This window comes from Alkanindiges illinoisensis (assembly GCF_004377485.1).
GTDB lineage: Bacteria > Pseudomonadota > Gammaproteobacteria > Pseudomonadales > Moraxellaceae > Alkanindiges > Alkanindiges illinoisensis_A.
Genome location: NZ_SNTY01000026.1, coordinates 1 through 23,172, shown reverse-complemented (window position 1 = coordinate 23,172; position 23,172 = coordinate 1). Strand labels below are relative to the sequence as shown.

29 protein-coding genes and 2 pseudogenes are annotated in these 23,172 nt (G+C 41.8%); 21 read left to right on the top strand and 10 right to left on the bottom strand.

Annotation, left to right across the window (positions count from 1 at the left end; genetic code table 11):
* Positions 1-125: 125 nt before the first annotated feature.
* Both E2B99_RS08165 and E2B99_RS08160 read left to right on the top strand, forming a co-directional pair.
* Positions 126-368: pseudogene (locus tag E2B99_RS08165) on the top strand (winged helix-turn-helix domain-containing protein); the annotation flags it as partial.
* Positions 352-1,728: a heavy metal sensor histidine kinase gene (locus tag E2B99_RS08160; protein WP_134244473.1), complete on the top strand. Its 1,377-nt coding sequence runs from the start codon at positions 352-354 to the stop codon at positions 1,726-1,728. The pseudogene E2B99_RS08165 and the gene E2B99_RS08160, both read left to right, overlap by 17 nt.
* Before the next feature lie 531 nt (positions 1,729-2,259).
* Here E2B99_RS08160 and E2B99_RS08155 read toward each other — a convergent pair.
* Positions 2,260-2,589, bottom strand: coding sequence for a four-helix bundle copper-binding protein (locus E2B99_RS08155; RefSeq protein ID WP_076878499.1), 330 nt, complete (start codon positions 2,587-2,589; stop codon positions 2,260-2,262).
* Between the two features lie 462 nt (positions 2,590-3,051).
* Between E2B99_RS08155 and E2B99_RS08150 the strand changes: the two genes are divergently transcribed.
* The 7 genes and pseudogenes from E2B99_RS08150 (at position 3,052) to E2B99_RS08125 (ending at position 7,896) form a co-directional block, all read left to right on the top strand.
* The gene (locus E2B99_RS08150) at positions 3,052-3,432 is read left to right on the top strand and encodes a copper resistance CopC family protein (RefSeq protein ID WP_134244471.1); all 381 of its coding nucleotides are present in this window, start codon (positions 3,052-3,054) and stop codon (positions 3,430-3,432) included.
* Between the two features lie 64 nt (positions 3,433-3,496).
* On the top strand, positions 3,497-4,378 hold the full coding sequence (locus tag E2B99_RS08145; protein ID WP_134244470.1) for a copper resistance D family protein: 882 nt from the start codon (positions 3,497-3,499) through the stop codon (positions 4,376-4,378).
* 11 nt (positions 4,379-4,389) lie between these two features.
* Positions 4,390-4,659 (top strand): hypothetical protein, encoded by a 270-nt coding sequence (locus E2B99_RS08140; protein WP_134244468.1) that lies wholly within the window; start codon positions 4,390-4,392, stop codon positions 4,657-4,659.
* Positions 4,660-4,740: 81 nt separating this feature from the next.
* A pseudogene (locus E2B99_RS14740) lies at positions 4,741-5,370 on the top strand (DUF4396 domain-containing protein); the annotation flags it as partial.
* The gene (locus E2B99_RS08135) at positions 5,362-6,744 is read left to right on the top strand and encodes a multicopper oxidase family protein (protein WP_346553958.1); all 1,383 of its coding nucleotides are present in this window, start codon (positions 5,362-5,364) and stop codon (positions 6,742-6,744) included. The pseudogene E2B99_RS14740 and the gene E2B99_RS08135, both read left to right, overlap by 9 nt.
* Positions 6,745-7,025: 281 nt before the next feature.
* Entirely contained in the window at positions 7,026-7,499 is a 474-nt protein-coding gene (locus E2B99_RS08130; RefSeq protein WP_134244466.1) for a hypothetical protein, read from the top strand.
* Between the two features lie 82 nt (positions 7,500-7,581).
* On the top strand, positions 7,582-7,896 hold the full coding sequence (locus tag E2B99_RS08125) for a hypothetical protein (RefSeq protein WP_134244465.1): 315 nt from the start codon (positions 7,582-7,584) through the stop codon (positions 7,894-7,896).
* A gap of 112 nt (positions 7,897-8,008) precedes the next feature.
* Here the strand turns inward: E2B99_RS08125 and E2B99_RS08120 are convergent, their stop codons facing one another.
* Entirely contained in the window at positions 8,009-9,067 is a 1,059-nt protein-coding gene (locus tag E2B99_RS08120; protein ID WP_134244463.1) for an RNA-guided endonuclease InsQ/TnpB family protein, read from the bottom strand.
* Positions 9,068-9,087: 20 nt separating this feature from the next.
* On the opposite strand from E2B99_RS08120, the gene tnpA reads away from it, so the two are divergent.
* The 3 genes from tnpA (at position 9,088) to E2B99_RS08105 (ending at position 11,981) form a co-directional block, all read left to right on the top strand.
* Positions 9,088-9,501 (top strand): IS200/IS605 family transposase, encoded by a 414-nt coding sequence (tnpA, locus tag E2B99_RS08115; RefSeq protein WP_134244462.1) that lies wholly within the window; start codon positions 9,088-9,090, stop codon positions 9,499-9,501.
* A 610-nt stretch (positions 9,502-10,111) separates the two neighbouring features.
* Positions 10,112-10,681, top strand: a complete 570-nt coding sequence (locus E2B99_RS08110; protein ID WP_198938095.1) for a LexA family protein — start codon at positions 10,112-10,114, stop codon at positions 10,679-10,681.
* Between the two features lie 7 nt (positions 10,682-10,688).
* Positions 10,689-11,981: a Y-family DNA polymerase gene (locus tag E2B99_RS08105; protein ID WP_134244460.1), complete on the top strand. Its 1,293-nt coding sequence runs from the start codon at positions 10,689-10,691 to the stop codon at positions 11,979-11,981.
* Here the strand turns inward: E2B99_RS08105 and E2B99_RS08100 are convergent.
* On the bottom strand, positions 11,978-12,340 hold the full coding sequence (locus E2B99_RS08100; RefSeq protein WP_134244458.1) for a hypothetical protein: 363 nt from the start codon (positions 12,338-12,340) through the stop codon (positions 11,978-11,980). The two genes, E2B99_RS08105 and E2B99_RS08100, sit on opposite strands and share 4 nt — an antisense overlap.
* Before the next feature lie 238 nt (positions 12,341-12,578).
* Here E2B99_RS08100 and arsC point away from each other — a divergent pair, with 238 nt between their 5' ends.
* The 7 genes from arsC to E2B99_RS08065 all read left to right on the top strand — a co-directional run bounded on the left by arsC (position 12,579) and on the right by E2B99_RS08065 (position 16,292).
* Positions 12,579-13,013, top strand: a complete 435-nt coding sequence (arsC, locus tag E2B99_RS08095; protein WP_134244456.1) for an arsenate reductase (glutaredoxin) — start codon at positions 12,579-12,581, stop codon at positions 13,011-13,013.
* Between the two features lie 57 nt (positions 13,014-13,070).
* Positions 13,071-13,391 carry a metalloregulator ArsR/SmtB family transcription factor gene (locus E2B99_RS08090; protein ID WP_134244455.1) on the top strand — a complete coding sequence of 107 codons (321 nt, stop codon included), beginning with the start codon at positions 13,071-13,073 and terminating at the stop codon, positions 13,389-13,391.
* Positions 13,392-13,397: 6 nt separating this feature from the next.
* Positions 13,398-13,871, top strand: a complete 474-nt coding sequence (locus E2B99_RS08085) for an arsenate reductase ArsC (protein WP_010326176.1) — start codon at positions 13,398-13,400, stop codon at positions 13,869-13,871.
* Positions 13,872-13,878: 7 nt separating this feature from the next.
* The gene (arsB, locus tag E2B99_RS08080) at positions 13,879-14,922 is read left to right on the top strand and encodes an ACR3 family arsenite efflux transporter (protein ID WP_134244454.1); all 1,044 of its coding nucleotides are present in this window, start codon (positions 13,879-13,881) and stop codon (positions 14,920-14,922) included.
* Between the two features lie 5 nt (positions 14,923-14,927).
* Positions 14,928-15,632 (top strand): arsenical resistance protein ArsH, encoded by a 705-nt coding sequence (arsH, locus tag E2B99_RS08075; RefSeq protein WP_134244452.1) that lies wholly within the window; start codon positions 14,928-14,930, stop codon positions 15,630-15,632.
* Positions 15,633-15,649: 17 nt separating this feature from the next.
* Positions 15,650-15,802 (top strand): integrase core domain-containing protein, encoded by a 153-nt coding sequence (locus E2B99_RS15085; protein WP_134244450.1) that lies wholly within the window; start codon positions 15,650-15,652, stop codon positions 15,800-15,802.
* A gap of 160 nt (positions 15,803-15,962) precedes the next feature.
* Entirely contained in the window at positions 15,963-16,292 is a 330-nt protein-coding gene (locus E2B99_RS08065) for a hypothetical protein (RefSeq protein WP_134244449.1), read from the top strand.
* A gap of 222 nt (positions 16,293-16,514) precedes the next feature.
* Here E2B99_RS08065 and E2B99_RS08060 read toward each other — a convergent pair whose 3' ends face one another.
* A complete protein-coding gene (locus E2B99_RS08060) occupies positions 16,515-16,862 on the bottom strand; it encodes a hypothetical protein (RefSeq protein WP_134244447.1) in 348 nt (115 codons plus the stop codon).
* A gap of 110 nt (positions 16,863-16,972) precedes the next feature.
* Between E2B99_RS08060 and E2B99_RS08055 the strand changes: the two genes are divergently transcribed.
* Positions 16,973-17,611, top strand: a complete 639-nt coding sequence (locus E2B99_RS08055; RefSeq protein ID WP_134244445.1) for a replication initiation protein — start codon at positions 16,973-16,975, stop codon at positions 17,609-17,611.
* 9 nt (positions 17,612-17,620) lie between these two features.
* Here the strand turns inward: E2B99_RS08055 and E2B99_RS08050 are convergent, their stop codons facing one another.
* The 3 genes from E2B99_RS08050 to E2B99_RS08040 form a co-directional block, all read right to left on the bottom strand.
* On the bottom strand, positions 17,621-18,676 hold the full coding sequence (locus tag E2B99_RS08050; protein ID WP_134244443.1) for a hypothetical protein: 1,056 nt from the start codon (positions 18,674-18,676) through the stop codon (positions 17,621-17,623).
* Between the two features lie 74 nt (positions 18,677-18,750).
* Positions 18,751-18,996, bottom strand: coding sequence for a hypothetical protein (locus E2B99_RS08045; protein ID WP_026471984.1), 246 nt, complete (start codon positions 18,994-18,996; stop codon positions 18,751-18,753).
* A gap of 7 nt (positions 18,997-19,003) precedes the next feature.
* Entirely contained in the window at positions 19,004-20,179 is a 1,176-nt protein-coding gene (locus tag E2B99_RS08040; RefSeq protein WP_134244441.1) for a hypothetical protein, read from the bottom strand.
* A 310-nt stretch (positions 20,180-20,489) separates the two neighbouring features.
* On the opposite strand from E2B99_RS08040, the gene E2B99_RS08035 reads away from it, so the two are divergent.
* A complete protein-coding gene (locus E2B99_RS08035) occupies positions 20,490-21,152 on the top strand; it encodes an Abi family protein (protein WP_034280378.1) in 663 nt (220 codons plus the stop codon).
* Between the two features lie 252 nt (positions 21,153-21,404).
* On the opposite strand, the gene E2B99_RS08030 is transcribed toward E2B99_RS08035, so the two are convergent.
* The 3 genes from E2B99_RS08030 to E2B99_RS14595 all read right to left on the bottom strand — a co-directional run.
* Positions 21,405-22,445 (bottom strand): KfrB domain-containing protein, encoded by a 1,041-nt coding sequence (locus E2B99_RS08030; RefSeq protein WP_134244439.1) that lies wholly within the window; start codon positions 22,443-22,445, stop codon positions 21,405-21,407.
* Positions 22,446-22,518: 73 nt separating this feature from the next.
* Positions 22,519-22,932, bottom strand: coding sequence for a hypothetical protein (locus E2B99_RS08025; RefSeq protein WP_134244437.1), 414 nt, complete (start codon positions 22,930-22,932; stop codon positions 22,519-22,521).
* 46 nt (positions 22,933-22,978) lie between these two features.
* A partial coding sequence (locus E2B99_RS14595; RefSeq protein WP_166739008.1) for a hypothetical protein occupies positions 22,979-23,172 on the bottom strand: 194 nt, incomplete at its 5' end.

Sequence of the window (23,172 nt, the reverse complement as noted above, 5' to 3'; positions counted from 1 at the left end):
ATCAGCTCACAAATGTGTAGTTTGTAATTTGCATCAAATTTGCGTTTAGCTTTGGTCATGTTGAGATCCTCAGTTCAGTGAAATTATATCTCTATCACACTGTCTGATTTCATTAGACCATTACAGACTTAACGGCTAAAGAATTTGCATTGCTGGAGTTATTTATGCGCAGGCGTGGAGAAGTATTGCCTCGTTCGCTTATTGCCTCTCAGGTCTGGGATATGAATTTTGATAGCGACACAAATGTAGTTGAGGTGGCCATTAAGCGGCTACGTAGCAAGATTGACAATAATTTTGATACCCGGCTTATTCAAAATATACGTGGCATGGGTTATGTGCTGGAGGTTAAGGATGACCCCGTTACTTAACGCAATTAGCTTAAGAATAAGTCTTATTTTTTCACTGTTCACTATCGTTATTTTGCTGATTATGGGCATAGTGATTCATCAATTAGTCATGCACCACTTTGAACAGCAGGATCATACGCAACTTGAGGGTAAAGTAGAACTTATCGAGAATTTGTTAAAGCAGTACCCCAATAATGATTTATTCCTGACCACACAACTTAAAGATGCGTTAGTTGGCCATCACGGGCTTATGGTACAGATCGAACGGCCGATCGGACACTTGTTGCTCAGCTCGCACCCTCCCCTCATCTCCAGTAAATTGCGCTTACAAGATGCAAAGAATCCATTGACCGAATGGCAGACTAATGGACACAATTTTCGTGGCCTGATCGTTACCAGTCCTCACACAAAATTAGCGGATAGTCATCAAATTATCCTAGGAATAGACACCACCGAACACCAACTTTTTCTAGATGATTTTCGCCAGCAGCTGTTAATTATTGGTAGTGCTGGCACCTTAACGCTTATGCTTTTAGGATGGGTTGCCGCCCGGCGAGGACTTCGCCCAGCGCATACTATGGCCAGAGTCGCTGAGGGTATTTCCGCTCAGGACTTAACAGGTCGGCTCGAAGTTAATCACATCCCGGTAGAATTAAGATCTCTGGCGATTGCCTTTAATGAAATGTTGGATCGACTGGAGTCTGCAGTAGCCAGGCTTTCTGATTTTTCTTCTGATCTAACTCATGAGCTAAGAACACCTATCAATAATTTAATGACCCAAACTCAGGTCTGCCTTTCCCGCAAGCGAGATATTAGTACTTATCAGGAAGTACTATTTTCTAATCTGGAAGAATATGAGCGCTTGGCACGTATGATTTCTGATATGTTGTTTTTGGCAAAAGCAGAGCATGGTCTATGTCTACCCAATTTGCAGCCAGTAAAATTGGATCAGGAAGTACAAGCCCTTTTTGAATTTTACGATGCTTTGGCCGCGGAAAAAGGAATGAGGTTAGCATCTTCTGGTAAAGCAACCATTCAGGGCGATGCACTTATGTTAAGGCGTGCCTTAAGCAACTTACTCTCGAATGCACTCCGCTATGCCAAGCCAGGGACTGATATTCATGTAGTTATCGTTCAGCAAGCCTCATCAACAATAATTACCATACAAAATGAAGGGCCAACCATCAGTAAAGACCAGCAGCAACGAATCTTTGATCGCTTCTACCGGACTGATGCATCCAGACGAAGAACGGATGAGGGAGCAGGCCTGGGACTGGCAATTACCAAATCAATTGTAGAGGCGCATGGCGGTTGTATCGAGGTTGATTCAGAACGTGAAAAGACGACGTTTAAGATTAAATTATTTAAACAGGCTTCATGAACAATCAAATACCTGTAAAAATAAACTTAACCACAAAGTGCTTATCCTAAGTCAAGCTTTCGGCTAATAAATGATGTTTTCCCTACGCCATGAGTTTGCTGGTAGGGGTAAAGCAAAAGTTTATAAATGACATAAATGTAATTTTACGGTCACCCCTGCGTTACTTAGGTCTAATATAATTCGGTTAATTAAAATATAATTTTCATTTTAATGATAGGGCAATTACAGGTTTTAAAAATATAATTTCTTGGAGATAAATATCCAATATTTTTAAATACGGAAGATTACTCCTTAAATATATTTTAATTTAAGACTCAAAAATCAGACTTTATTTTAAGTAATTTAAAGGAGAGGATTTAAATAAAAAATATGTTTTTTATTTATTTTTCGAATCTTATCACTATTTTAGCAAAAAATACCAATAATACCTACAATCACGTCTCGTCGAAAATCTTTGAATTTTTATTTATCTATAAGAGAACCAAAGGATGCTTTCTTTGAAAGCATCCTCTTTATATAAAAGCACCAGTCTTAAGCGGCCATTTTACGGCATTCGGCAGCACATTTACGGCAAGCTTCTGCGCATTGCTGGCAATGTTCCATCTGATGTTTACTACACTCTTCCGCGCAGTAATCGCACATTTTAGCGCATAATTCACATATTTCCTTGGTAAAAGGTGAATTTCTTTGTTGGGCGTGCGCACATAAGTCGCAGATATCAGCGCAATCCAGACATCGCTTGATACATTCACGCATCATTTCAACTGAATCCTCATCCAGGCACAAATGTGCACATGAAGTGCAGGTTAAGGAACATAACACACAGGCTTTCGCACATTCTGAAAGGTTAATACTATTCATTTATACTCTCCAAATTTAAACATCAAAATTGATGTATCGAATAAGCTAAATAAAAAAACCCGAATACAGAATATGCATTAAGTTAATAAGTGTAAAATTTATTAAATTTACCAATATTTTAATTTAAATTTTAGTCCCATATAATGTATATATATTTTTTATAAGACTAGCCAACTGTAATTTAGCTCTAATTCGGCTTTACCAAAGGATTGGGTATAACCCTAAAATTAAACAAATTATGAGAAAGTTCTTATCGATAGTTCGCATAATGACAGACCTCTAAACATCCAATCTTAATATTTAGGACATATTAAAAATGACAAGAATGTAATTTTTTAGTCATTCAGTCGTCGTGCTCTGCTTTACATACTAAAGTTCAGGAATTGGCGAGATGCAATCTTTTTTTAGGACTGGTCTTTCCAATACAATTAGTCTTTATTTTTTGAGCGGCAGGATAGTTTCATGAATTTACGTCAACACTTTAGTACTTCACTACGCAGCATCGTCCTGGCTTCAGCAGTTGCCGTCGCAGCCACCAGTGCTTTTGCACACACCACGCTACAAAGTGCATCTCCCGCTGTTAATGCTACGGTTAGTACACAGCCGACCAAACTGTTACTTAATTTTGGTGAACCAGTCATGCTGATGAATATTAAACTGGTTGACACTCAACAGAAAAATATTGATCTAAATTATAAAGTCACATCAGACCTTCAACTGGCTCATACCGTGGCGCTACCTGCCCTCCCAGATTCTACCTATACCGTGATCTGGACAACGATGGGTAAAGACGGACACAACATGAGTGGCAAATACAATTTCACTTTAAAACAAGCGCAATAAAATCGGGGCAATTCGGTGTCATCTGATGTTGGCACCGATTCAATCATTAGGATGAGAACTAAGTATGGTCGCTGAGTACTGGTTATGGGCTGGCTGGATTGCAAAAGTGATGTTCTATCTTGCCACAGCGATCAGCATAGGCGGTGCTTTCTCTTATTTACTGTTTTTTAAGTATCAGATACTAAATAAAATTCTTATTAAGTATATGTTTATTGGGGCATCGCTGGGCATACTTTCAAGTATTGCAGGTTTTCTAATTCAGATAGGCAGTTTTGCCAACTCGGGCTGGCTTGGCATATTTGATGCTACGTTTTTTAATATTCTTCTACATACCTCTGTCGGAACGGTTCAGGTCCTACGAGTCTTATGCTTTATAGCGATTACCGCCTTACTGACCTGGAAATACTACAAACAGCCAGCAAAGCCTTCATATATTTTAAGGTTAGCACTAGCAATCTGTTTCCTCACCCTGCTCTTCACATTTTCCCAAATGGGACATGTGACCAATCTATCCATTTTTGCTCAAGGCCTGATTATCCTGCATGTTGGCGCTATGTCTTTATGGATGGGCGCACTATTTCCCTTGTGGCAACTCAGCCGCCGTATTCAGGGAATTTCTCTAAAAGACAGTATGCATTTGTTTGGGAAAATTGCTGCTTTTATTGTTGCTATATTGGTGGCGTGCGGCGCTACCGTAGCCTATTTATTATTAAAAGACTGGAACACGCTACTCACTACTCCGTACGGGCATGGTTTTATCATTAAGCTCGTCTTGGTTAGCTCTATCCTCTTACTTGCCGCATTCAACAAATGGTACTTCACCCCGCGCCTACAATATTCACAATTTGCTAGACACCTTAGCTATGCCATTTTGTTTGAAATGATGCTGGGCTTATCTATTTTACTAGTGACTGGCTACATTACCTCAGTCATCGGAATCGAATGAAAGGTCAAAATATGAATAATTTAACAAAAGGACTTGTTTTATTGATTTTTCTTAACGCACCTGTTTGGGCTGAGCAAAAACTCTTAGCCCAAGATATGCAGGCCATGTCAGATGATGAAATGGAACTGGTATCCGATCATGATTCAGCGACATCCGCTCAGGAGAAAGCGCAGAAAACTCATGACCATCATCATGATCTACAAAACGATAATCCCAATACTAAACCACAGGAATCTATTATTTATTCAATACCGAAACCTAGTTTAATACCTTTAAGGTAGCTTCTGAAACGCAATACCTTCTATGGAGCGACTTTGAAGGGATACAAGTTTTAAGCTAAAACGAAAACAAGGAATAATCTAATGTTAATTCAACCCATTGATATTTTTGTCTACGCCTGGCTAGTTATCGCCGTGCTTTCAGCAGCCTATGTGGCCTGGGATCAATTCAGAGGCAATCCTGAGCCTGCCGTAATGAAATGGGGTTTTGTGCTGGTGACCTTATACATGGGTCCAATTGGCTTGCTGTTATATGTGATGGCAGACAAAGAACCTGCACCTGGCACCCATGAAGAATTTGTAAAACCATTATGGAAACAGGGTGTTGGCTCCACCGTGCATTGTGTTGCAGGTGATGCTACGGGAATTATCGTCGCAGCAGTTATCACCGCAATGCTTGGCCTATCGATGTGGGTCGACCTGATTGTTGAGTATACTGCCGGTTTCTTGTTCGGCCTACTTATTTTTCAGGCGCTGTTTATGCGCAAAATGATGGGCGGCAGTTATCTTGAAAACGTAAAGCGTAGCTTCCTCCCAGAGCTAATTTCTATGAACTGCATGATGGCCGGTATGGCACCAGTCATGGTTTATTTAATGATGGGGCGCGACATGCGTGCCATGTGACCTGGAGAGCCACTGTTCTGGGTGGTTATGTCCATTGGTATCATCGCTGGTTTCGCGCTGGCCTATCCAGTGAATGTCTGGATGGTTTCACGCGGCATGAAGCATGGCCTTATGACGGTTCGTCCAGATTCTTCAGATAGCGGAGAACATAACCATTCTTCATCTCATGCTTCGCATCAGGGAAGCCATGGACATGGTGATATGGCGCAAATGAACCATGATTTAGCAGAGCAACCTAGTGATCATACTAGCTCCCAAGCTAAGGATGGTAAGGCGCCAGCGCACTCACATACTAACAGTCAACATGCTGGACAACACGGAGAGCATCATGCAGGTCATGGCGCACCTTCGGTCACTCGGGCGCAGCTTACTGCCGTTACATTTTTTAGCCTTTTTCTTCTGGCCGCTGGTATGACTTTACCAGCAGCATTCTTTAATTTACGGCTATCAGCAGAAGAAGTCGGTGGGATTATCATGCCACCTGGCATGATAATGACGCAGGAAACCTCAGCTGAAGCCATGCGGGATATGGCAGCGGTTGATCCGCGGGATGTGTCGGCAAAATACGATTTAAGTCAGCGCGGTGCGCATATTCTGGAGCCGCGTCTGGAGAATGGCGTTAAGGTATTTGATCTGGATACTTCGGTCATCCGCTGGCAGATTCTTCCTAAAACATTTGTAAATGCTTATGCCTTTAATGGCCAGGTGCCAGGACCAACCCTACGCTTTCGTCAGGGCGACCGTGTCCGGATTAATGTGACAAATCGCCTGCCCGAAACCACCACTGTACACTGGCATGGCTTGGTCCTGCCCAACGTGATGGATGGTGCGGCTCACGTCACCCAGGAACCCATCAAGAACGGGGATATTTATCGCTATGAGTTTACTGCGGTACAGTCTGGCACTTATTTTTATCACTCGCACGACCATGTCGACCGGCAGCAAACCTTAGGATTATATGGCGCATTAATCATTGACCCGGCAAATCCGGCTGATACAATTCCAGCAGACCATGAGTATACCCTGCAACTCCAGGAGTGGCTGGTGCGTGATGGTTTAACTTACCCAGCTATGCCAATGGAAGGAGGCATGCCCAATTACTTTACTATCAATGGTCGTGCTTATCCCTCAACAGATACCATCAAAATGAAAGTAGGTGAAACCCTTAAAGTCCGCTTTATTGGCTCTAGTAGTGGTTTTATCCATCCTATGCACATCCACGGTGGCCCGTTTGTGGTGGTGGCACGTGATGGCGAGACCCTTCCTCCCTCTGCCCGTTTCAAAGCGGATACCATTAATGTAGGTCCTGGTCAGCGCTATGATGTCATCTGGACAGCACTTAAACCAGGTAAATGGATGATCCATTGCCATATTCTGCATCATACTACCAACAATAATGTTGAACATGATGGTGGCGGTGGTTTGATGATGCATATTGAAGTAGAAGGTGACCCCACGACTTAACACTCATATTTCAGAGCTAAAATATTTCTCTCTGTTCTGAACGGTTAAGCATCTAAAAAGCCGACTCTTTACGCTACGAGAGTCGGCTTTTTAACGTACGCTTAAGCCCAGTAATGAATTTCAATGGTAGAGTGTATAATTTAATTCATGCAGGCTCAGCTGATCGCTAAGCTGGCTCGCCTTTAGTTCAGACTATCTCAGTATTTATAATTAAGAACTGTTCCCTTCGTTATGATATTAGGCTAAATTACACCACGAGCTTTCTTACTCATCAATTTGATATGCAGCCTCTCCGAAAATACGCCAAAAGCTTATTAAAGCTAATCATAGCTGCCTATCTTTTGGTGGCTATGGGTGTTTTGTCCTGGTTGCCCGTTATCATTTTAAATTTTGATCAAGCTCATCAGGCAACGGGGCAAGATTCTGGCAATGTCGTCTCATGGATAGTGCATCACACTACAGATGATGTGCATAGTCAAAAGTCAGTTAACCATGATGCTCATCATGCGACTATCTTGCATGAAACCCCTGATCATCTTTTAAAACTGCCCAGCGATGATTTCATCAAATATATGCTAAAAGTAGCATTGCAGTTTGAAATGATCACAGTAATGTCTGCTCTAATACTTCTCTGGGTTTTTTTTACCTTACTTCGAGATATTATCCCCAAGTGTATTGGCATCTTACCCATTTTTGATACACCAGTAAGAAACACAATAACCATACTGACCCGCACAGTTGTACTTCGTCATTGAGCATTCCTGAAGTTTAAGCATCTAAACCAGTTATGACTTTTGTCATGACTAGAGATTTTTGCATTACTCTTTAGGAATCATTATGCGCACCCTACCAACAGCATTAATGCTGATTGGGCTAATTTCGCCTTTGCCTACCTATGCTCAGCTGTCTCTGCAGCAACTCCAGCAGCAGGCGTATCAATTAGACCCACAATTACAGTACCTCATTCGTCAAAATGAAACTGATAATCTCAGAGTCCAACAAAGTGGCCGTTTAGCTAACCCGGAAATCGCCATACAGGCAGATAATCTGGGCAACGCCAGCCTAAAAGACCTGGATGGTCCCAATTATGCTATTCAGCTTAATCAGGCTATTGTGCAACAAAGCCTTTTATCAGAGATACATTCCTGTTAAACGTATAGTGGTAGATAGAGTTGGGGAAGTACAGAGAATTGTAGGCGGATTCCCTTTTGTATTTTTAATTGATGGAGATTTCACATCACCGGGTATTGACGTCCTCCCCGACCTAAAGGACGGGGATTCCTCCCACGAGCGTTTGACGTCCCAAACGGAGAATGTTCGTGGCCGCGTTAATATCGCGGTCCTGGACTGTACCACAATCCATGCACGCCCACTCTCTTATTCCTAACCCTCCAAGCCCTGATGGGCCAGTGTCACCATTACAGTGACTACAGGTTAGGGTGGTATAGCTTTCATTGACCTCGAAAAACCATACCCCTGCGTTCTCGCATTTGTACCTGAGCATGGTTTTCAAGGCAGCAAAGCCCGTATCAAGGACTGACTTTGCCATTTTGGTTTTGACTAACTTCTTAGCTGATAGATTGCCGACAAAGATTGCTGCATGTTGTTGAACTAATGCAGAACTGACCTTGTGTAAGTGGTCTTGGCGGCTATTTTTGATTCTTGCATGTATTGCCTTAACCTGTTTTTTCTTGCCTGCACGTTGTGCTGATGCAAGGTGCTGTTCATACTTACGATAGTATTTTGGGTTAGCAATCACTGTACCATCAGAACAGGCGGCAAGGTCTTTTAAGCCTAAATCAACGCCGATTGAAGTTTTACCTGTTGTGTGTTCAAGTTTAACCGTATCAACAGCTAAACACACATACCAGCGTCCGCGTGCATCCTGTACAAACGAACCTGTTTTCACCGTGTACCGGCTTAAGCCGTAGCTATCCCATAGACCGAACCATTGCTTGCCGTATTTGATTTGTCCCTGTTCAACCTTAATTGCGCTGGCTTTAAATGGTATCCAGCCAAGGGATTTTTTGGCACACTTCGGGTCAGATACACGCCAACGTAATTTGGCTTTTTTGAATTGCTTGCGGCGTGTGATTAATTCTTCGGTGACTGCCTGAATGGTCTGGCTATGCAGGTTTAAACCCGCTTTGGAGCTGCCTGCGGTGTATTTTGCAACGTCAAACGCTGACATGAATTTGCCAGTACGTTGTAGATGACGAAAACACAAGTCATTGACGTAATTCCAGACAAAGTTGACATCTGATGCCAGTTGGTCTAGCACCTTGCAATGTTTGTCTTTTATGCGTAATTTAAGTGTTTTCATGTCTTCAATATATTTGGTCTATGAGCAACAGTCAAGAGATTAGAACAGGGCGGCACTGTGTTTTTAACATGCACGTTCACTTGGTATTTGTCGCTAAATATCGTCGGGATGTTTTTACTAAAGTGATGTTTGAAACCATGCGAGAAGTGTTTGAGCGTGTATGTCTGGACTTTGAAGCTGAGTTAGTAGAGTTTGATGGCGAAGATGACCATGTGCATTTACTGGTAAATTATCCACCCAAAGTGTCTGTATCTAGTTTGGTTAATAGCTTAAAAGGCGCGTCCAGTCGTATCTTACGAACCAAGCACCCCGAAATTAAAAACAAGCTATGGGGTAATGCCTTGTGGTCGCCTAGTTACTTCGCTGCATCATGTGGCGGTGCGCCAATCGGGATTATTAAAAAATACATTCAGCAACAGCAGACACCACATTAGCAATCCTAGCTAATCCCCACAAAGGGGACTAGCGGCAGCGTCAAAGCAGTGCTTTGACTATCCCCACCCTGAAGGGTGAGGTTTTACGGCTATACGGATAAAATAAGTATTTTATTTATTTTCTGGGATACAGATGAATTTCTTCTGAACTATTTCCTTTTAGACTATTTATTCTGGTTTGGTTTAATTTTGGTTTTTCATTTATTTATCCAAAAGTTGAGAGCAAAAAAATAAGGTGTAGAATATTTATAATGATTGAAATCTATCTTGGCTCCTTTCTGGCATTGCTATAAATTTTTAGATTTTCGGATGCTTTAGACTTTAGAGCATTAAACAATTAGCAATTCATATAGCGCATATATCAACATTTCTAATTTGCTTTTAAAAACAATGATCGCGTATGCTGTTTTGGTTTAGTTACAAAACCAAAGATAATATGACCGATCTTAAAACTGGAAAGCATGGTGGTGTACGTCCTAATTCAGGCCGTAAGCCGCTGTATGATGAAGAAACAACTGTCATTCGTGTGCCGGTATCCAAAAAGGCCTTAGTGAAAAACTTCCTAAAGCAAACCCTGGATAATACCGGCTCTGCTGTTGTGCCGTTTCCCATGCCTGGCCATGACTTAAATGCTGAGCTGGCTTTACGGCCAGTGCAGGCACTAACCTATTACCAAATCCCCGTTGCCCAGGAACTAATACCGGCAGGCTTCCCTAGCCCGGCTGAAGACCACATTGAAGATGTTCTGGACTTAAACGAGCACCTAATCCGCAACAAAAGTGCGACCTTCGTTGGACGGGTAGGTTCTTTGTCCATGCGTGATGCTGGCTTTGACGTGGGCGATGAAATCCTGATTGACCGTAGTATTGAAGCGCGTCATAAGGACGTGGTGATTGCCATGATTGACAATAAGTTCACCATGAAGCGATTAATGCTGTGTGAATATGACACAAAAACCGATGAGGTTAACCCGGATAGCCTGCATGACTGTGACCGGCTGGAGAATGCAGGCAAGTCCTTAAGTGATGCCCTGCAAGAATTTCATGGGGAAGTCAGCCAGCAGCCGATCTGGTTTAAGGCCGAAAACCCGGACTTTAAAAATATCTATCCAGAGCCAGGGCAAACCATCGTCATTATTGGCGTGGTCACCTATAACATCAAGAAAGTGATTAACCGGTAGCATGGCCATGACTGACCATAGCCGCATATTCGCCCTGGTGGACGTGAATAACTGCTATGTGAGCTGTGAACGTGTGTTCGATCCTACCCTCAACGGCCGTCCGGTCGTTGTCCTGTCCAATAATGACGGCTGTGTCGTTGCCCGTAGCGAAGAAGCCAAAGCCCTGGGCATTAAAATGGGTATACCCGTTTTTGAGATCAGGCCATTAATCCGGCAGCATGGTGTGGTGGTCATGTCGAGTAACTATGCCTTGTATGGCGCGATGTCCCAGCGCTTTATGCGTATTTTGGGTGGGTTTGTTGCTCCAGAGGAACAGGAAGTCTACTCGATTGATGAGTGTTTTCTTGAGCTGACTGCTTATGAACACTTATTTGACCTGACAGAATACGCGCAACAAATGCGGCAGCGCATTAAGCAATGGATTGGCCTGCCCTGCTGTATCGGCATTGGCTCCAGCAAAACCCAGGCAAAACTGGCCAACCACATGGCCAAGAAAAATCCGGTATTTGATGGTGTCTGCAATTTTATCGACGCTGACCCCTATCTGCTGGAAAACCTGCTATCAACTGTGGATGTGGGCGAAGTCTGGGGCGTCGGCCGTCAAATCAAAAAACGCCTTAATGCCCTGTCTATCGTATCAGTCATGGACTTGATGATGGCCGATCACACCATGATCCGGCGCTATTTTTCCATTGTGACTGAGCGTACCGTATTAGAGCTTCAGGGTGTATCATGCCTGGCCATTGAAGACATTGTGCCGGATAAAAAGCAGATTATTTCCAGCCGGTCATTTGGTGCACCGGTGACAGAACTTGATGACCTGCGCGAAGCCATTACCCTATTCATGCTACGCGCCATTGATCGCCTGCGTAACCAGAAACTGCTATGTGCAACCATTGGTGTCACTATTAAAACCAGCCGGTTTGAGCAGCCTTACTATAATCCCTATATCACCGTCACATTAAGCCATGCTACCGATGACCGACTGCTTTTAGTGAAGTCGGCCATGTATGGATTAGAACAGATTTTTAAATCTGGCCAGCGTTATAAAAAGGCCGGTGTGATGCTGCTGAATATCGTGCCTGAAGCCAGGTTTATTCCTGATCTGTTAGCCGATCAGGAACAAATCAATGAACGTAAACTACTGACCTTTACCCTGGATGAAATCAACAAGAAATTTGGGAAGGATACGATAGCCATTGGCTCTTGCACGTTTAAAAACCGGAACTGGACAATGACACAGGCCAACAAGTCACCCAGTTACCTGACGAGCTGGAAGGATTTACTCAGAATTGACTAACGCTGTTGATGGACTTTTTCCAGGTGTTGTCCCCAGCTTTGAAATGTGTATAAATAGGATGACCTGCTGATATCCTGCTTGCCTTCTGAATTTCTGTGGGTAATACAATCATTTAAAAACTCAAACATTTTTAATTCAACCTTTTCGCCGTTATTAATGGCGTCAAGCATCACTTGCTTGGCTTGAGTTTCATACTGACGGACGCCCATCACCACTAGTTCATCAGGATTAATTAGCCGGTATCGCATCTTGACTTCATTAATGACACCATCATTTTCTATAAAGTCCATGCCATAGTAATACAGCAGATTTTTTTGTGCTTCAGGACAGTAAATCCCGACAGCAAACTCGGCACGCATCCTAGTTGAGAAATGGAATAAATCACAATGTTATGGTGCTAATTTAGGGGGATAGGTCAAAGTTCATTCAGGGGTTTAATTTCAAGCAAGTAATAAATTCATTTTATGAGCAATGACACTATGAGAAATCACGGTGTCATTTTTTATAGTTAATTTTATTCGCCATGCAAATATGGATTTGCATATATATGTTTATTCGTATATAAATATATTTGTGAATTTAATTGAGTTTGAGTAAATGTCTGCTACTCCAAAAGTGAAGATTTATCACAACCCTGAATGTGGAACATCACGCAACACATTGGCCTTAATTCGTAATGCCAACATTGAACCTGAAGTGATTGAGTATCTGGTTACACCACCATCGAAAAATGAACTGATTCAAATGATCGTAGATGCGGGTTTAACCGTGCGAGAGGCAATTCGTAAAAATGTTGTACCGTATTCTGAGCTAGAACTAGAACGTGATGATTGGACGGATGAACAGCTTTTAGATTTTATGCTTCAGTACCCAATCTTAATTAACCGTCCATTCGTGGTAACTGAATTAGGAACTCGTTTAAGTCGTCCGTCAGAACTTGTTTTAGAAATTCTGCCCCTCTCACAAAAAGGTGCTTTCACTAAAGAAGATGGTGAACAAGTGATTGATGCAAATGGCCAGCGATTGAAATAAAAACTTCATGGATATATGTGAATATCAATATATCCATATGTTTGAGTGAGTGAAAATATGGATCAAATCAATTTCTTTAAATGTTTGGCTGATGAAACACGATTCAACATTGTCATGTTGGTTCTTGGGAATAATGAGCAGTGTGTCTGTGATTTGACTGAAAAACTAGAGTTGAGCCAACCCAAGATTTCACGGCATTTAGCCTTACTGCGTTCTTCTGGTCTTTTACAAGATCGACGCCAAGGACAATGGGTCTATTACAGTCTCAATCCTAATTTACCCACTTGGTGCATAAACGTACTTAACACCCTTAAAAATGCTGATTTACAGCCAAAAGTTGCTCCATCATTTCAACAAATCAATAATTATTGTGAGTAATAGATTATGAAATTCCTTTTTTTGTGTACTGGAAATAGTTGCCGTAGCATCCTGTCAGAAGTGCTGTTTAATAGTCGTGCCCCAGAGGGTTGGAAAGCATACAGTGCAGGTAGTAAGCCATCAGGGCAAGTACATCCACTGACCATAGAAACATTAGAAAATTTAGGTCTTTCAACAGATGGTTTGTGGAGTAAAACCATTGATGATTGTGAACAATATCAACCTGACGTAGTGATTACGGTTTGTGATTCGGCAGCGCAAGAAGCGTGTCCGCTTTATTTGGGTGGAGCGATCAAGGCACATTGGGGTTTGGCTGACCCTTCGCATTTAGACTTGCCGAAAGAAGAGAAGCTCAAAGCATTCCAAGTGACTGTAGACCATATTAATCGTCGTTTAGATGCATTGTTGGCACTGGATACAGCGCACATGTCTCGTCCTGAATTGATTGCTGCAATCAATCACATCTCAGATATTGAATGAGAACATCATGGCTCAACAAAGATTATCTTTTTTAGATCGTAACCTCACGCTATGGATTTTCATTGCAATGGGGTTGGGAATAGCGATCGGTGTGTTCTTTCCACAAGCCTCAGTGGCATTGGATAAAATGAGTGTGGATTCCGTCAATATTCCAATTGCGATTGGTTTGATTCTGATGATGTATCCACCATTAGCTAAAGTGGATTATGCAGCGCTACCACAAGTGTTTAAAGACAAAAAAACCTTAACTTTGTCTTTAGTACAGAACTGGGTGATAGCACCAGTATTGATGTTTGCATTAGCCATTATTTTTCTACATAGCTATCCAGAGTATATGACAGGCTTAATCCTGATAGGACTGGCTCGTTGTATTGCGATGGTCTTGGTGTGGAACGGTTTGGCCTGTGGGGATAACCAATATGTTGCTGCATTGGTGGCTTTTAACAGTATCTTCCAAATTTTATTTTTCAGTACCTATGCTTGGTTGTTCTTGACCTTCTTACCACCTTATTTTGGTGTTGCAGGGCAAGTGATCAATGTGGATTTCTGGACGATTACTCATGCGGTATTCGTGTATTTAGGGATTCCGTTCTTCCTTGGCTTTATGACACGATTTATTCTGGTTCGAGCGAAAGGTTTGGATTGGTATCAACATGTCTTCTTACCAAAAATTAGCCCACTGAGTTTGCTTGCTTTGTTGTTCACGATTGTGGCGATGTTTAGCCTCAAAGGAAATGATGTGGTGAGTTTACCACTGGATGTTTTACGTATTGCCATTCCATTGACCATTTACTTTATTGTGATGTTCTTCATCAGCTTCTTTATGAGCAAATGGATGGGCAATGATTACCCTAAAACTACAGCAATTTCCTTTACTGCTGCGGGGAATAACTTTGAATTGGCGTTGGCTGTAGCGATTGCAACTTTTGGTTTAGCTTCACCTGTGGCGTTTACTACTGTAATTGGTCCACTGGTTGAAGTACCCGTGTTGATTGCTTTAGTCAGTGTGTCTTTGTGGCTCAGAAAAAAGTTTTTTAAAGCAGAGGTGTAATTTCTATGACTCTCCCAAATGTAGATATGAATCTTCTCGATCAACCTACTTTAGAAAAAGTACAAGCTAAAGCGCTGGATCATCCACCGCGTATTTTGCTGCTGTATGGTTCAAACCGTGAGCGCTCATACAGCCGATTGGCGGTGATGGAAGCAGGACGTATTTTGGAGCAGTTTGGCGCTGAAGTAAAAATCTTTCATCCAAAAGGCCTACCCTTACCCGAAGATGCAGACACAGAACATCCAAAGGTGAAAGAGTTGCATGATTTACTCGCTTGGGCTGAAGGAATGGTGTGGTGCTCACCTGAACGTCATGGCTCCATGAGTTCAATTTTCAAATCACAAATTGACTGGATACCATTGGCAGGCGGTGCAATTCGCGCAACGCAAGGAAAAACTTTGGCATTGATGCAGGTTAGTGGCGGTTCGCAGTCCTTTAACAGCTTAAACCAGATGCGTATTTTAGGCCGTTGGATGCGCATGATCACCATTCCAAATCAATCATCTATTCCAAAAGCTTTTTTAGAGTTTGAAGAAGATGGACGGATGAAACCTTCATCCTTCTATGATCGAATTGTCGATGTAATGGAAGAACTATATAAGTTCACCTTGCTCACTCGTGGACAAAGTCAGTACCTCACAGATCGTTATTCAGAGCGAAAAGAGTCGGCAGAAGAATTATCTAAGCGGGTCAATCAACGTAGCTTATAAACTTTAGGTGATCAGAAATGCAAAAGAGACATTCTAAATTAGTGATCTTAGGTTCAGGACCTGCGGGTTGTTCAAACTCTCAACGGTGGCGACAGCATTATAACTATGTGCGTCCGCACAGCTCACTGAACTATCAATCCCCTTTTGAATATGCAAGCAAAGCTGCATAATATGAAATATCTCATCTCAGTTGTGGTTCTAAGGATGGGGAAAGGTCACAATATATCTGATGACACGCCCTAATTTAACTGTGTGGAATTAGAGTGACAACCTGTTGATTATCTATAATGACACTCTATTCTATTGCTGCAAATGACAGCAAAAATGCAAATGATGCGCAAGATTGAGGGGATGGAGCTTTACCGGCAAACCACAAAGTCTGATATTTTTGCAAGATTTGAAAAAGCTCAGGGTAATCTGGCCACTATTCCTAAAGATGAAATGGCAAAGCTTATAGTTAAAGCCTATCAAATGAATCTATTAGCTCAGCTCACCGTACAGTATCCTGAACTCATGAACCCACATTTTTTAGCAGCGGCAGTGAATGAAGGTTTTTACCAAACCCATTTTAAAGTCAGATCCTTTTATCAATCTATTAAACAATTAGCACAAGATAATGAAAAGGTATTGATGTGGCTTAATGGGCAAAGCAGTACCTAAATATATGGGAACACCATGGCAAAAGCTACTAACACCCTTTGAACTCTTCAATGATTAAATCATTTGCCCTATTACGACGCTGCTTTATCGATAACGATTGATAAATATCGTTGACGATAAATAAAGCGGGTTAATGAATAGATGTAGTATGGAAGGGTGTGGTTGAATCTTATCTATCTTATGGTGTTCCCATATATTTAGGAGAGAAGTAATTATTAGTCTCTATAATTGCACCAGATAAGGTTGAATCAGTGAATTAAGATAAACCCGGATTGAGAAGTCTGGATATATCTTGTAGCCCACAATAAATTGATATTCCAGACTGGCATGATCAATCGCATGAAAATAGCCCCGGGCAAATAATAAGGCCTCTAAAGATTTTACAATCTGCTGCTCGGCCAGTGCTTCAGGATAATGTGATCCCATCAGCTGGTGTACCGTGGTGAAGGATAGGTCTACCCAGAAAGCCGTCAGCTGATTTTGAGTACTGGCTTTTTGAATAATCACTTTAAGCAACTGCTGCTCAAACGGTCGAAGCTTGAAAAACCGTTTGCGGATCTGTTCTTGCATCAAGGGATTTTCAAGCATACGAATTAGCCGGTGTTGAGATGGTTCAAAGAGGATTGCCCTTATTGTATGCTAAGCTGATCTGAACTGCCCTCCCCTTTTAGTGATCAGTAATGAAGATTGAGCATGAAATCTGCCTGGCGCTGTCACAGCTAACCTCTGCTGAGCGAGCACTGATTCACGTGCTGGTTGATCACCCGCATGCCCTGCAACCGCAGATTATTCTCTCGACGGCTGAATTACTGGATCACCTCAATAGTCATTTTGCGGCGACTTATCAACTCTGGCCAGTGATTGATGCACTGGCCACCAAACCGCTATTTTTTTGTGCCACTCGCTTACATCCGCACTTTATTAAATTTTTTTGCTTCAGCCATCACCAGCTGAGTCTGGATCAGTTAACGCTGCGTATTGGATTAAGTAGCGTACTACAGGGGCACCTAGCGGAAATTCAGCAGGCTTTTAATAGTAAGCTGATTGAAAATCTGGCTCATTTAAAAACACCAACGGCCAAGATTTTATATTTATACATTGACCGTGGAGCAAAGATACAGCAGTTTAATATTCCGGAAATTTTAGCCATGTTTCAGATTGAACATTTAAGCTCTTATCACCGGTTGGATAATCTTAAGCAGTTTATTTTACAGCCTGCGATCAAGGAAGTTAAAAAACTTTATTTTCCATCTCTCACAGCAACCTATCCGACTTATAATAATCTCTATCTTTTATTAAAGTTTAATCAGACGCTTTAATACTTACACTTAAATCTCTTCTAAATATTTATTATTTTCAGTACCTTCGACTTCTTGTAAAATAAACTCAATAATACTGATACCTCCATCTTCTTCGTTAGGATCATTCTTATCAGTTGGTACTTGATCTGAAGGAGGAGCCAATTGCGAAATTAAACTTATAGAAGATGTAAACATCATTATATTTTCAACGTTGACGCCTCTTACTCCTGTAGCTTGTGAAGATGGCTGTACATTCATTAATCTCGTCGCTTTACGAGCGGTAGAGCGGATAAGATCATTAACCATCAAGCTCCAGCCCTCCCAATCATAAAATCCGAAAAGAAAAGGTAGTACGTTTTTCACAGAAGGAGGATAAGATATTCCTATATTATGTAAATCAGAGTAATTCTTATAATCCTGATCATCCATGGCCAAAAAAATCTTCCCGGCATTTCCTAAAATAAACTGCCGAAGCTCCTCTGCAAAGCACTGATAATGATTTAAGGGACGAGTTGGACTCGCTGTTAATGCACTTGCATTGGCCAGTGCTTGCTTCAAATAATGCCTTTTAAAAGGTATCCCGGTATTATTTTTATTTAATAATAGATACTTTGCAGCCAAATGTAGATCGGGCGCTGTAATATAGCGATGCTGATTTTGTAGCGCTCCATGTACATAAGTATATAAGGGCCACTTTTCATAAAGATCATGCTGATCACCATTGTCAGGGGTCGCAGGTAATGCATCAACCATCTTTGCCTGAAATAGCATTGCCCGCCTGGATCGATTCCCACGCTGATCAATAATCGTATTTAATAAAAGCAGATCACCAATTTCAATGCTTGTCTTTTGCATTCCATTAAATTTAACTTTTGGCGTCTGATGAACAAAAATTCCTCCTGTAATTAATGTGTATTTTCCAATTTTAGTTAGTGATTTTAAAGACTCAGGAATTTTTTTGGTAAGCGCTGCCACAATACCAGGTTCATTCTGACCTGTAATGATCGCCTCTTCAATTGCCCTGTAAATCATAATTTCTAGTTGTAATGATGTTAATGCATCAAGTTCATTTAATATATTCATGACTCTGTCTCTTCATTGTTGTTCTACTTCCTACATCTGATTGTGTATTTATAAGCTGATATAGAAAAATTTTCTTAAGTTTTTTTGGATTTTAAGGGCACAAAGTCTTCAGGGTTCTCTGGCGCATTGAGCAGCGCTTCCTTCAATAATGTTCCCAATAAATTAGCCTCCTGATATCGCTGAAATTTACGGGCGTAGGCAGGATTGGTTTTTAAGTTGGCACTAATCTTAAAATGAATGCGGTGCTGTTCATGCCGTAACTCAGCATTGCGCTGGGCTTCAGTACGTTTGTTTTTCTCGTTTTCTGGCTGATCTGTCATGGCGAATCTACTCCTCTGCGATCAGATGCCGATAGTTGTATTGTGCCATATCTAAGGGCAATGCTGACAAGGTGCAGGGTTTAAATGATGAAGCCTGTTCAGCAGGCAAGGCGAAAACCCCAAAAGCCCGGCCTGAATCGGCATGCCGCTGAATCACCAGGACAGTGGGTAAAAACTGGTTGTTCTGATACAGTTTTAAAGGGCCTTTTTGCGGATTGCTGGCCAGCAGGCTGCGAATCTTATAGGGACCAAATAAGATGGTACGAACAGCGATTAAACGCACCGTCAATTGCTGGTCTTTAAAACGACGATAAAGCTGGCGTAACGATGTTAGATAATCAGTGGCTTGACTTGAAAATTGTGATGCACTAACCGGATGACCACAAAAAATATTCAAGATGATCCGGGCAATGTCACGCGAGATATTAAATTCTGTATTAGTCTTGGTCACAAGGCCATTAAAATAATACTCTAGCGTTTCTTCTGCTGACACCGCTTGTAAAATGGAAAGCGCTTGTCCTTGAGAGTCATAATGCGTTACCACTTTACGATGCTGAAAAATCTTGATTTCACTTTGCAACTGATCCTGCTCATACACCTGTAATACCGCATAGCCTTCCCGGGGCCGATGCTGCTCATCCGTGGGGTTTAAGGCGGCCATGATGCTTTGATGGTTAGACCGTTGTTGTTGTGGTGTTAGCCTATCTATTGCTTCAACAATTTCAGTCCATGCCGCCCCAGGCTTTTGATTTTGCAGCACAGGATCAATTAATTGCCGATGGACATGGCCTAAGCCAAACATCACTTCAGCGGCTGGATCAGCACTCATGAGTTCTGCCCAGTGGCTGCGGTAGGCCTTGATACCAAACTCTGTAGATGGAATTTCAATGCAACGGTCAAAAGACAGGTAAGTAGCCTGATATTTATCACGCTTGGTCTGCAAACTGTCCCGACTATTGGCGCCTGTGTATTGGGATTTAACCTGCTTTAAGGCCAGTTCCCGGCTCATTTGTCTGGCCTGAGATAAATCGTCAACGCCTTCATCGACAGTATTGAGTCGAACCTTAATAATTTCATCGGTATTTAAGTCAATGCCATAGGCAAAGGTATGACCACAAGACGAGGCTGCAATACTTTTCACCCGAAGAAACAAACGAAATGAACTCAGTATGGGATGAGTCATCTGCTTTAATTGCTTAATCAGCGGGCTTGACGGCATTATTGTCATATCATCAAGATCAAATCACGATGAATTAGGTTGGGATCATACGAGTTTAACCCATAATGTCTTATGCGATTTGATTATTAGCCACACTTTTCGTACCAAACGCACATGGCTATGTATCTATTTTTTAGAATAAATTTCATGTTAAAACGACAAGAAAAAACCCGCAAAAAGCGGGTTTTTTCATATACTATCGTACGTCTACAGGGGGAGGCTTTCGCCCGCAAGTCCTATAGCTAGTGCCTTTATTATACAGTTAATACTACACATGTCAAACCAAGCAATGATTAATGCCATAAAAACAGCAATCTCTCCAGCGCGAATTGCAACCTATGAAACGGCCATTGGGACAGCAAATGTTGATGAGCTGGCAGCTTTGCACCTTTATGCATGGAATGCACAAGTGTCCGGAGCGTTACTAACGCCGTTACATCTTTGTGAGGTAGTGATCCGTAATGCTGTTGCCGCTGCTTTAGAATCTGTTTATGGAACCCAGTGGCCTTGGGCAACAGTTTTTGAAAGAAGCTTACCCGACCCGCGCATTGGGTACAGTCCACGCAGGGATCTGATGAATGCACGACGAAGTACTCAGGCTACAGGGAAAGTTATCCCGGAACTTAAATTTGTGTTCTGGCAAAAAATGTTTACTCAACGTTATGATGAACGTCTATGGATTCCTTATCTCACTAGCGTACTACCCAATATGGATGTAGCAAAAACCATAACAGAACGACGCACAATGATTTACCAGTATCTTGATCAAATTCGATATTTGAGAAATCGAATTGCCCATCATGAACCTATTTTTAATCGAGCATTAGCTGATGATTATCATAAAATAATAGAACTGGTGAGATTTCGTTGTGAGATAACAGCCTCTTGGCTAAGCGACAATCAAACCGCTCTTGAAACGATAGCCAAAAAACCATAGCGCTGGTTTTGCCTACCCCAGAGTATGCTGGCTGCCTACTTGTATTAAGCCTAATTAATAATAAGCATGAATATCATTAATCAAGCTTAGATCAATGCTTAAAGAGAAACGCTAATTTGAAGCAATGCATTGAAATTTTATTAATCACAAAAAGAATATTTTCCAAGCTGCTAATAAATCAAAGTAATACCGCGCTCTACGAAAAACTTTACGTTAAGCTCAATGAAAATCTAGTGCGGATCTTAGGTTGCTTTATCTCGTCATTTTTTTGGGAAATTGCTGCGGTGCCAGATGTTCTACACCGGCCTTCAGGCTTGAATTCTTGTTGTGCTTAATTTGAACATTCGTCCCAATATCAGGAATACGCGATAAGGTGGCCTTATCATGTAGCATGAAAAATTTGCTGTTCTCACCAAGCTGCTGAACAACCTGAGTTTGGGTGTGAGCCACAATCTGCCCTTTGGTGACGGTCCCTGGTGTGGCAGTGCGGATTTCCGGCGTACCGGTTAAGTGATTAATCAGGCTTTTTACATCCTGTGGACTGTTGTTCTGCTGTTGCCCAGGGTAGCCCTGCTCGATGGACGCAAGCTGGACACCCTTTTTAATTTCACGCATCACGTCCTTAATATCCATGTTGCTAAGCTCAGGATAGGTTTCAATCATACTGTCAAAGGTGGACAGCTTATGCGCCTGAATAAAGTTTTTCACATTGGGCAGGTTTACATCAACATTATGGCCAAGCTGCTGGCCAAACGAGCTGACCACATCAGTTGAAAAGGCTGATCCCCCGGTTACTCTTAAATTTACACTAGGATAATCTATATCCTTATTTTTCTGCTTGCCATGAATCCGGGCAGCATTAAACGTCATGCCGATACATTCAATATCTGTGGTTTCTACCAGCTTTTTAACGCACATCTGGCTTTCCCGGCCACCCTTGGAATGGCCAGTCTGCACGATCAAATCAATATCATGGCCATTGCGATCCAGCTTCTCAATCACAGAATCCGTAAAGCGCATGGCGGCCATATCTGCCAGGGTTTCCTTAACACCCACTGCAATCTGAACATCAGTCACTAGCCAGTCACGCCGGGTTTCACTGCCTCGATGCGCGACAATCAGGGTTTTATCTTCAGGATTGTAATAGGCCAGTCCACCATGATCACTACGCTCATCCATTGCGTACTTGACCACATTATAGTTCTTCAGCTCATCGAGCATGTCTGATCCGGGATTGCGTAGACGTGCATAGCTGTTCTTGTTGGCTTCAATGAGCTGCTTGATATTGGCCATCTAATTTAACCGTTTTAATTAATTTCAGTTATGAAGTAACTAACCCTGAAGAAAGTTAGGTAATAAAAATATTCTAGGGTAGCGGATGAGCTTTAGCGTAATCGCAAGCAATATTGTAGGAGCTTTCTAAGGCTTTATCATTCGGACTTAAAAAAGATTTCAATGATTTATCTTCTGGTTTGGAAGATATACGGCTTTGAAATTCATTATCAGCAGTGTATTTATCTACCTGCAAGATATCGAATGACTTTTCTGTGCAGTCGAACTGATAGAGCATCAAAAGATAATCTTTATTGTTCACTTGTTCAAACTTGACCCACGCATTGACCAGCTTAGCATTTGAATCTTGCGGATAGATATGATCTACAGACATATAAGCCAATAAACCCTTGGAGAGCCAGAGCTTAACCCAATTATCCTTAGCGTATAAATTTAAGCTTAGGGTGCATCCAAGCAATAACAACAGCTTAATCAAAGGGTTATTCATAAATAGACTTAAACCGTGAAAGGGTGAATGATCGCTGCTATAGGCCTTAGATAAAAATCACTTCATTAGCAACGGCAATGGCCGTAATCACATTATAGGTAGCCAGTCCAAACGTGGTTGGATACTGGAAGGTTTGCTCATGCTGCATATTGCCTAAAGCATCCAGACTTTCAGCCTTGGACTGGCCATTAATATAGGTGTCTAAAATGGTGTATTCACTGGTAAAGGCAACATTAACAA

Coding starts and splice junctions, on each gene's coding strand:
- E2B99_RS08150 (WP_134244471.1), top strand. CDS start 3,052: ATGAATTTACGTCAACACTTTAGTACTTCACTACGCAGCATCGTCCTG.
- E2B99_RS08085 (WP_010326176.1), top strand. CDS start 13,398: ATGAAATTCCTTTTTTTGTGTACTGGAAATAGTTGCCGTAGCATCCTG.
- E2B99_RS08090 (WP_134244455.1), top strand. CDS start 13,071: ATGGATCAAATCAATTTCTTTAAATGTTTGGCTGATGAAACACGATTC.
- E2B99_RS08110 (WP_198938095.1), top strand. CDS start 10,112: ATGCCTGGCCATGACTTAAATGCTGAGCTGGCTTTACGGCCAGTGCAG.
- E2B99_RS08040 (WP_134244441.1), bottom strand. CDS start 20,179: ATGACTCATCCCATACTGAGTTCATTTCGTTTGTTTCTTCGGGTGAAA.
- E2B99_RS08035 (WP_034280378.1), top strand. CDS start 20,490: ATGTCAAACCAAGCAATGATTAATGCCATAAAAACAGCAATCTCTCCA.
- E2B99_RS08140 (WP_134244468.1), top strand. CDS start 4,390: ATGAATAATTTAACAAAAGGACTTGTTTTATTGATTTTTCTTAACGCA.
- E2B99_RS08100 (WP_134244458.1), bottom strand. CDS start 12,340: ATGCGTGCCGAGTTTGCTGTCGGGATTTACTGTCCTGAAGCACAAAAA.
- E2B99_RS08130 (WP_134244466.1), top strand. CDS start 7,026: ATGCAGCCTCTCCGAAAATACGCCAAAAGCTTATTAAAGCTAATCATA.
- E2B99_RS08160 (WP_134244473.1), top strand. CDS start 352: ATGACCCCGTTACTTAACGCAATTAGCTTAAGAATAAGTCTTATTTTT.
- arsB (WP_134244454.1), top strand. CDS start 13,879: ATGGCTCAACAAAGATTATCTTTTTTAGATCGTAACCTCACGCTATGG.
- E2B99_RS08145 (WP_134244470.1), top strand. CDS start 3,497: ATGGTCGCTGAGTACTGGTTATGGGCTGGCTGGATTGCAAAAGTGATG.
- tnpA (WP_134244462.1), top strand. CDS start 9,088: ATGAGCAACAGTCAAGAGATTAGAACAGGGCGGCACTGTGTTTTTAAC.
- E2B99_RS08135 (WP_346553958.1), top strand. CDS start 5,362: ATGGTTTCACGCGGCATGAAGCATGGCCTTATGACGGTTCGTCCAGAT.
- E2B99_RS08125 (WP_134244465.1), top strand. CDS start 7,582: ATGCGCACCCTACCAACAGCATTAATGCTGATTGGGCTAATTTCGCCT.
- E2B99_RS08025 (WP_134244437.1), bottom strand. CDS start 22,932: ATGAATAACCCTTTGATTAAGCTGTTGTTATTGCTTGGATGCACCCTA.
- E2B99_RS08060 (WP_134244447.1), bottom strand. CDS start 16,862: ATGCAAGAACAGATCCGCAAACGGTTTTTCAAGCTTCGACCGTTTGAG.
- E2B99_RS08065 (WP_134244449.1), top strand. CDS start 15,963: ATGATGCGCAAGATTGAGGGGATGGAGCTTTACCGGCAAACCACAAAG.
- E2B99_RS15085 (WP_134244450.1), top strand. CDS start 15,650: ATGCAAAAGAGACATTCTAAATTAGTGATCTTAGGTTCAGGACCTGCG.
- E2B99_RS08120 (WP_134244463.1), bottom strand. CDS start 9,067: ATGAAAACACTTAAATTACGCATAAAAGACAAACATTGCAAGGTGCTA.
- E2B99_RS08105 (WP_134244460.1), top strand. CDS start 10,689: ATGACTGACCATAGCCGCATATTCGCCCTGGTGGACGTGAATAACTGC.
- E2B99_RS08030 (WP_134244439.1), bottom strand. CDS start 22,445: ATGGCCAATATCAAGCAGCTCATTGAAGCCAACAAGAACAGCTATGCA.
- E2B99_RS08050 (WP_134244443.1), bottom strand. CDS start 18,676: ATGAATATATTAAATGAACTTGATGCATTAACATCATTACAACTAGAA.
- arsC (WP_134244456.1), top strand. CDS start 12,579: ATGTCTGCTACTCCAAAAGTGAAGATTTATCACAACCCTGAATGTGGA.
- arsH (WP_134244452.1), top strand. CDS start 14,928: ATGACTCTCCCAAATGTAGATATGAATCTTCTCGATCAACCTACTTTA.
- E2B99_RS08055 (WP_134244445.1), top strand. CDS start 16,973: ATGAAGATTGAGCATGAAATCTGCCTGGCGCTGTCACAGCTAACCTCT.
- E2B99_RS08045 (WP_026471984.1), bottom strand. CDS start 18,996: ATGACAGATCAGCCAGAAAACGAGAAAAACAAACGTACTGAAGCCCAG.
- E2B99_RS08155 (WP_076878499.1), bottom strand. CDS start 2,589: ATGAATAGTATTAACCTTTCAGAATGTGCGAAAGCCTGTGTGTTATGT.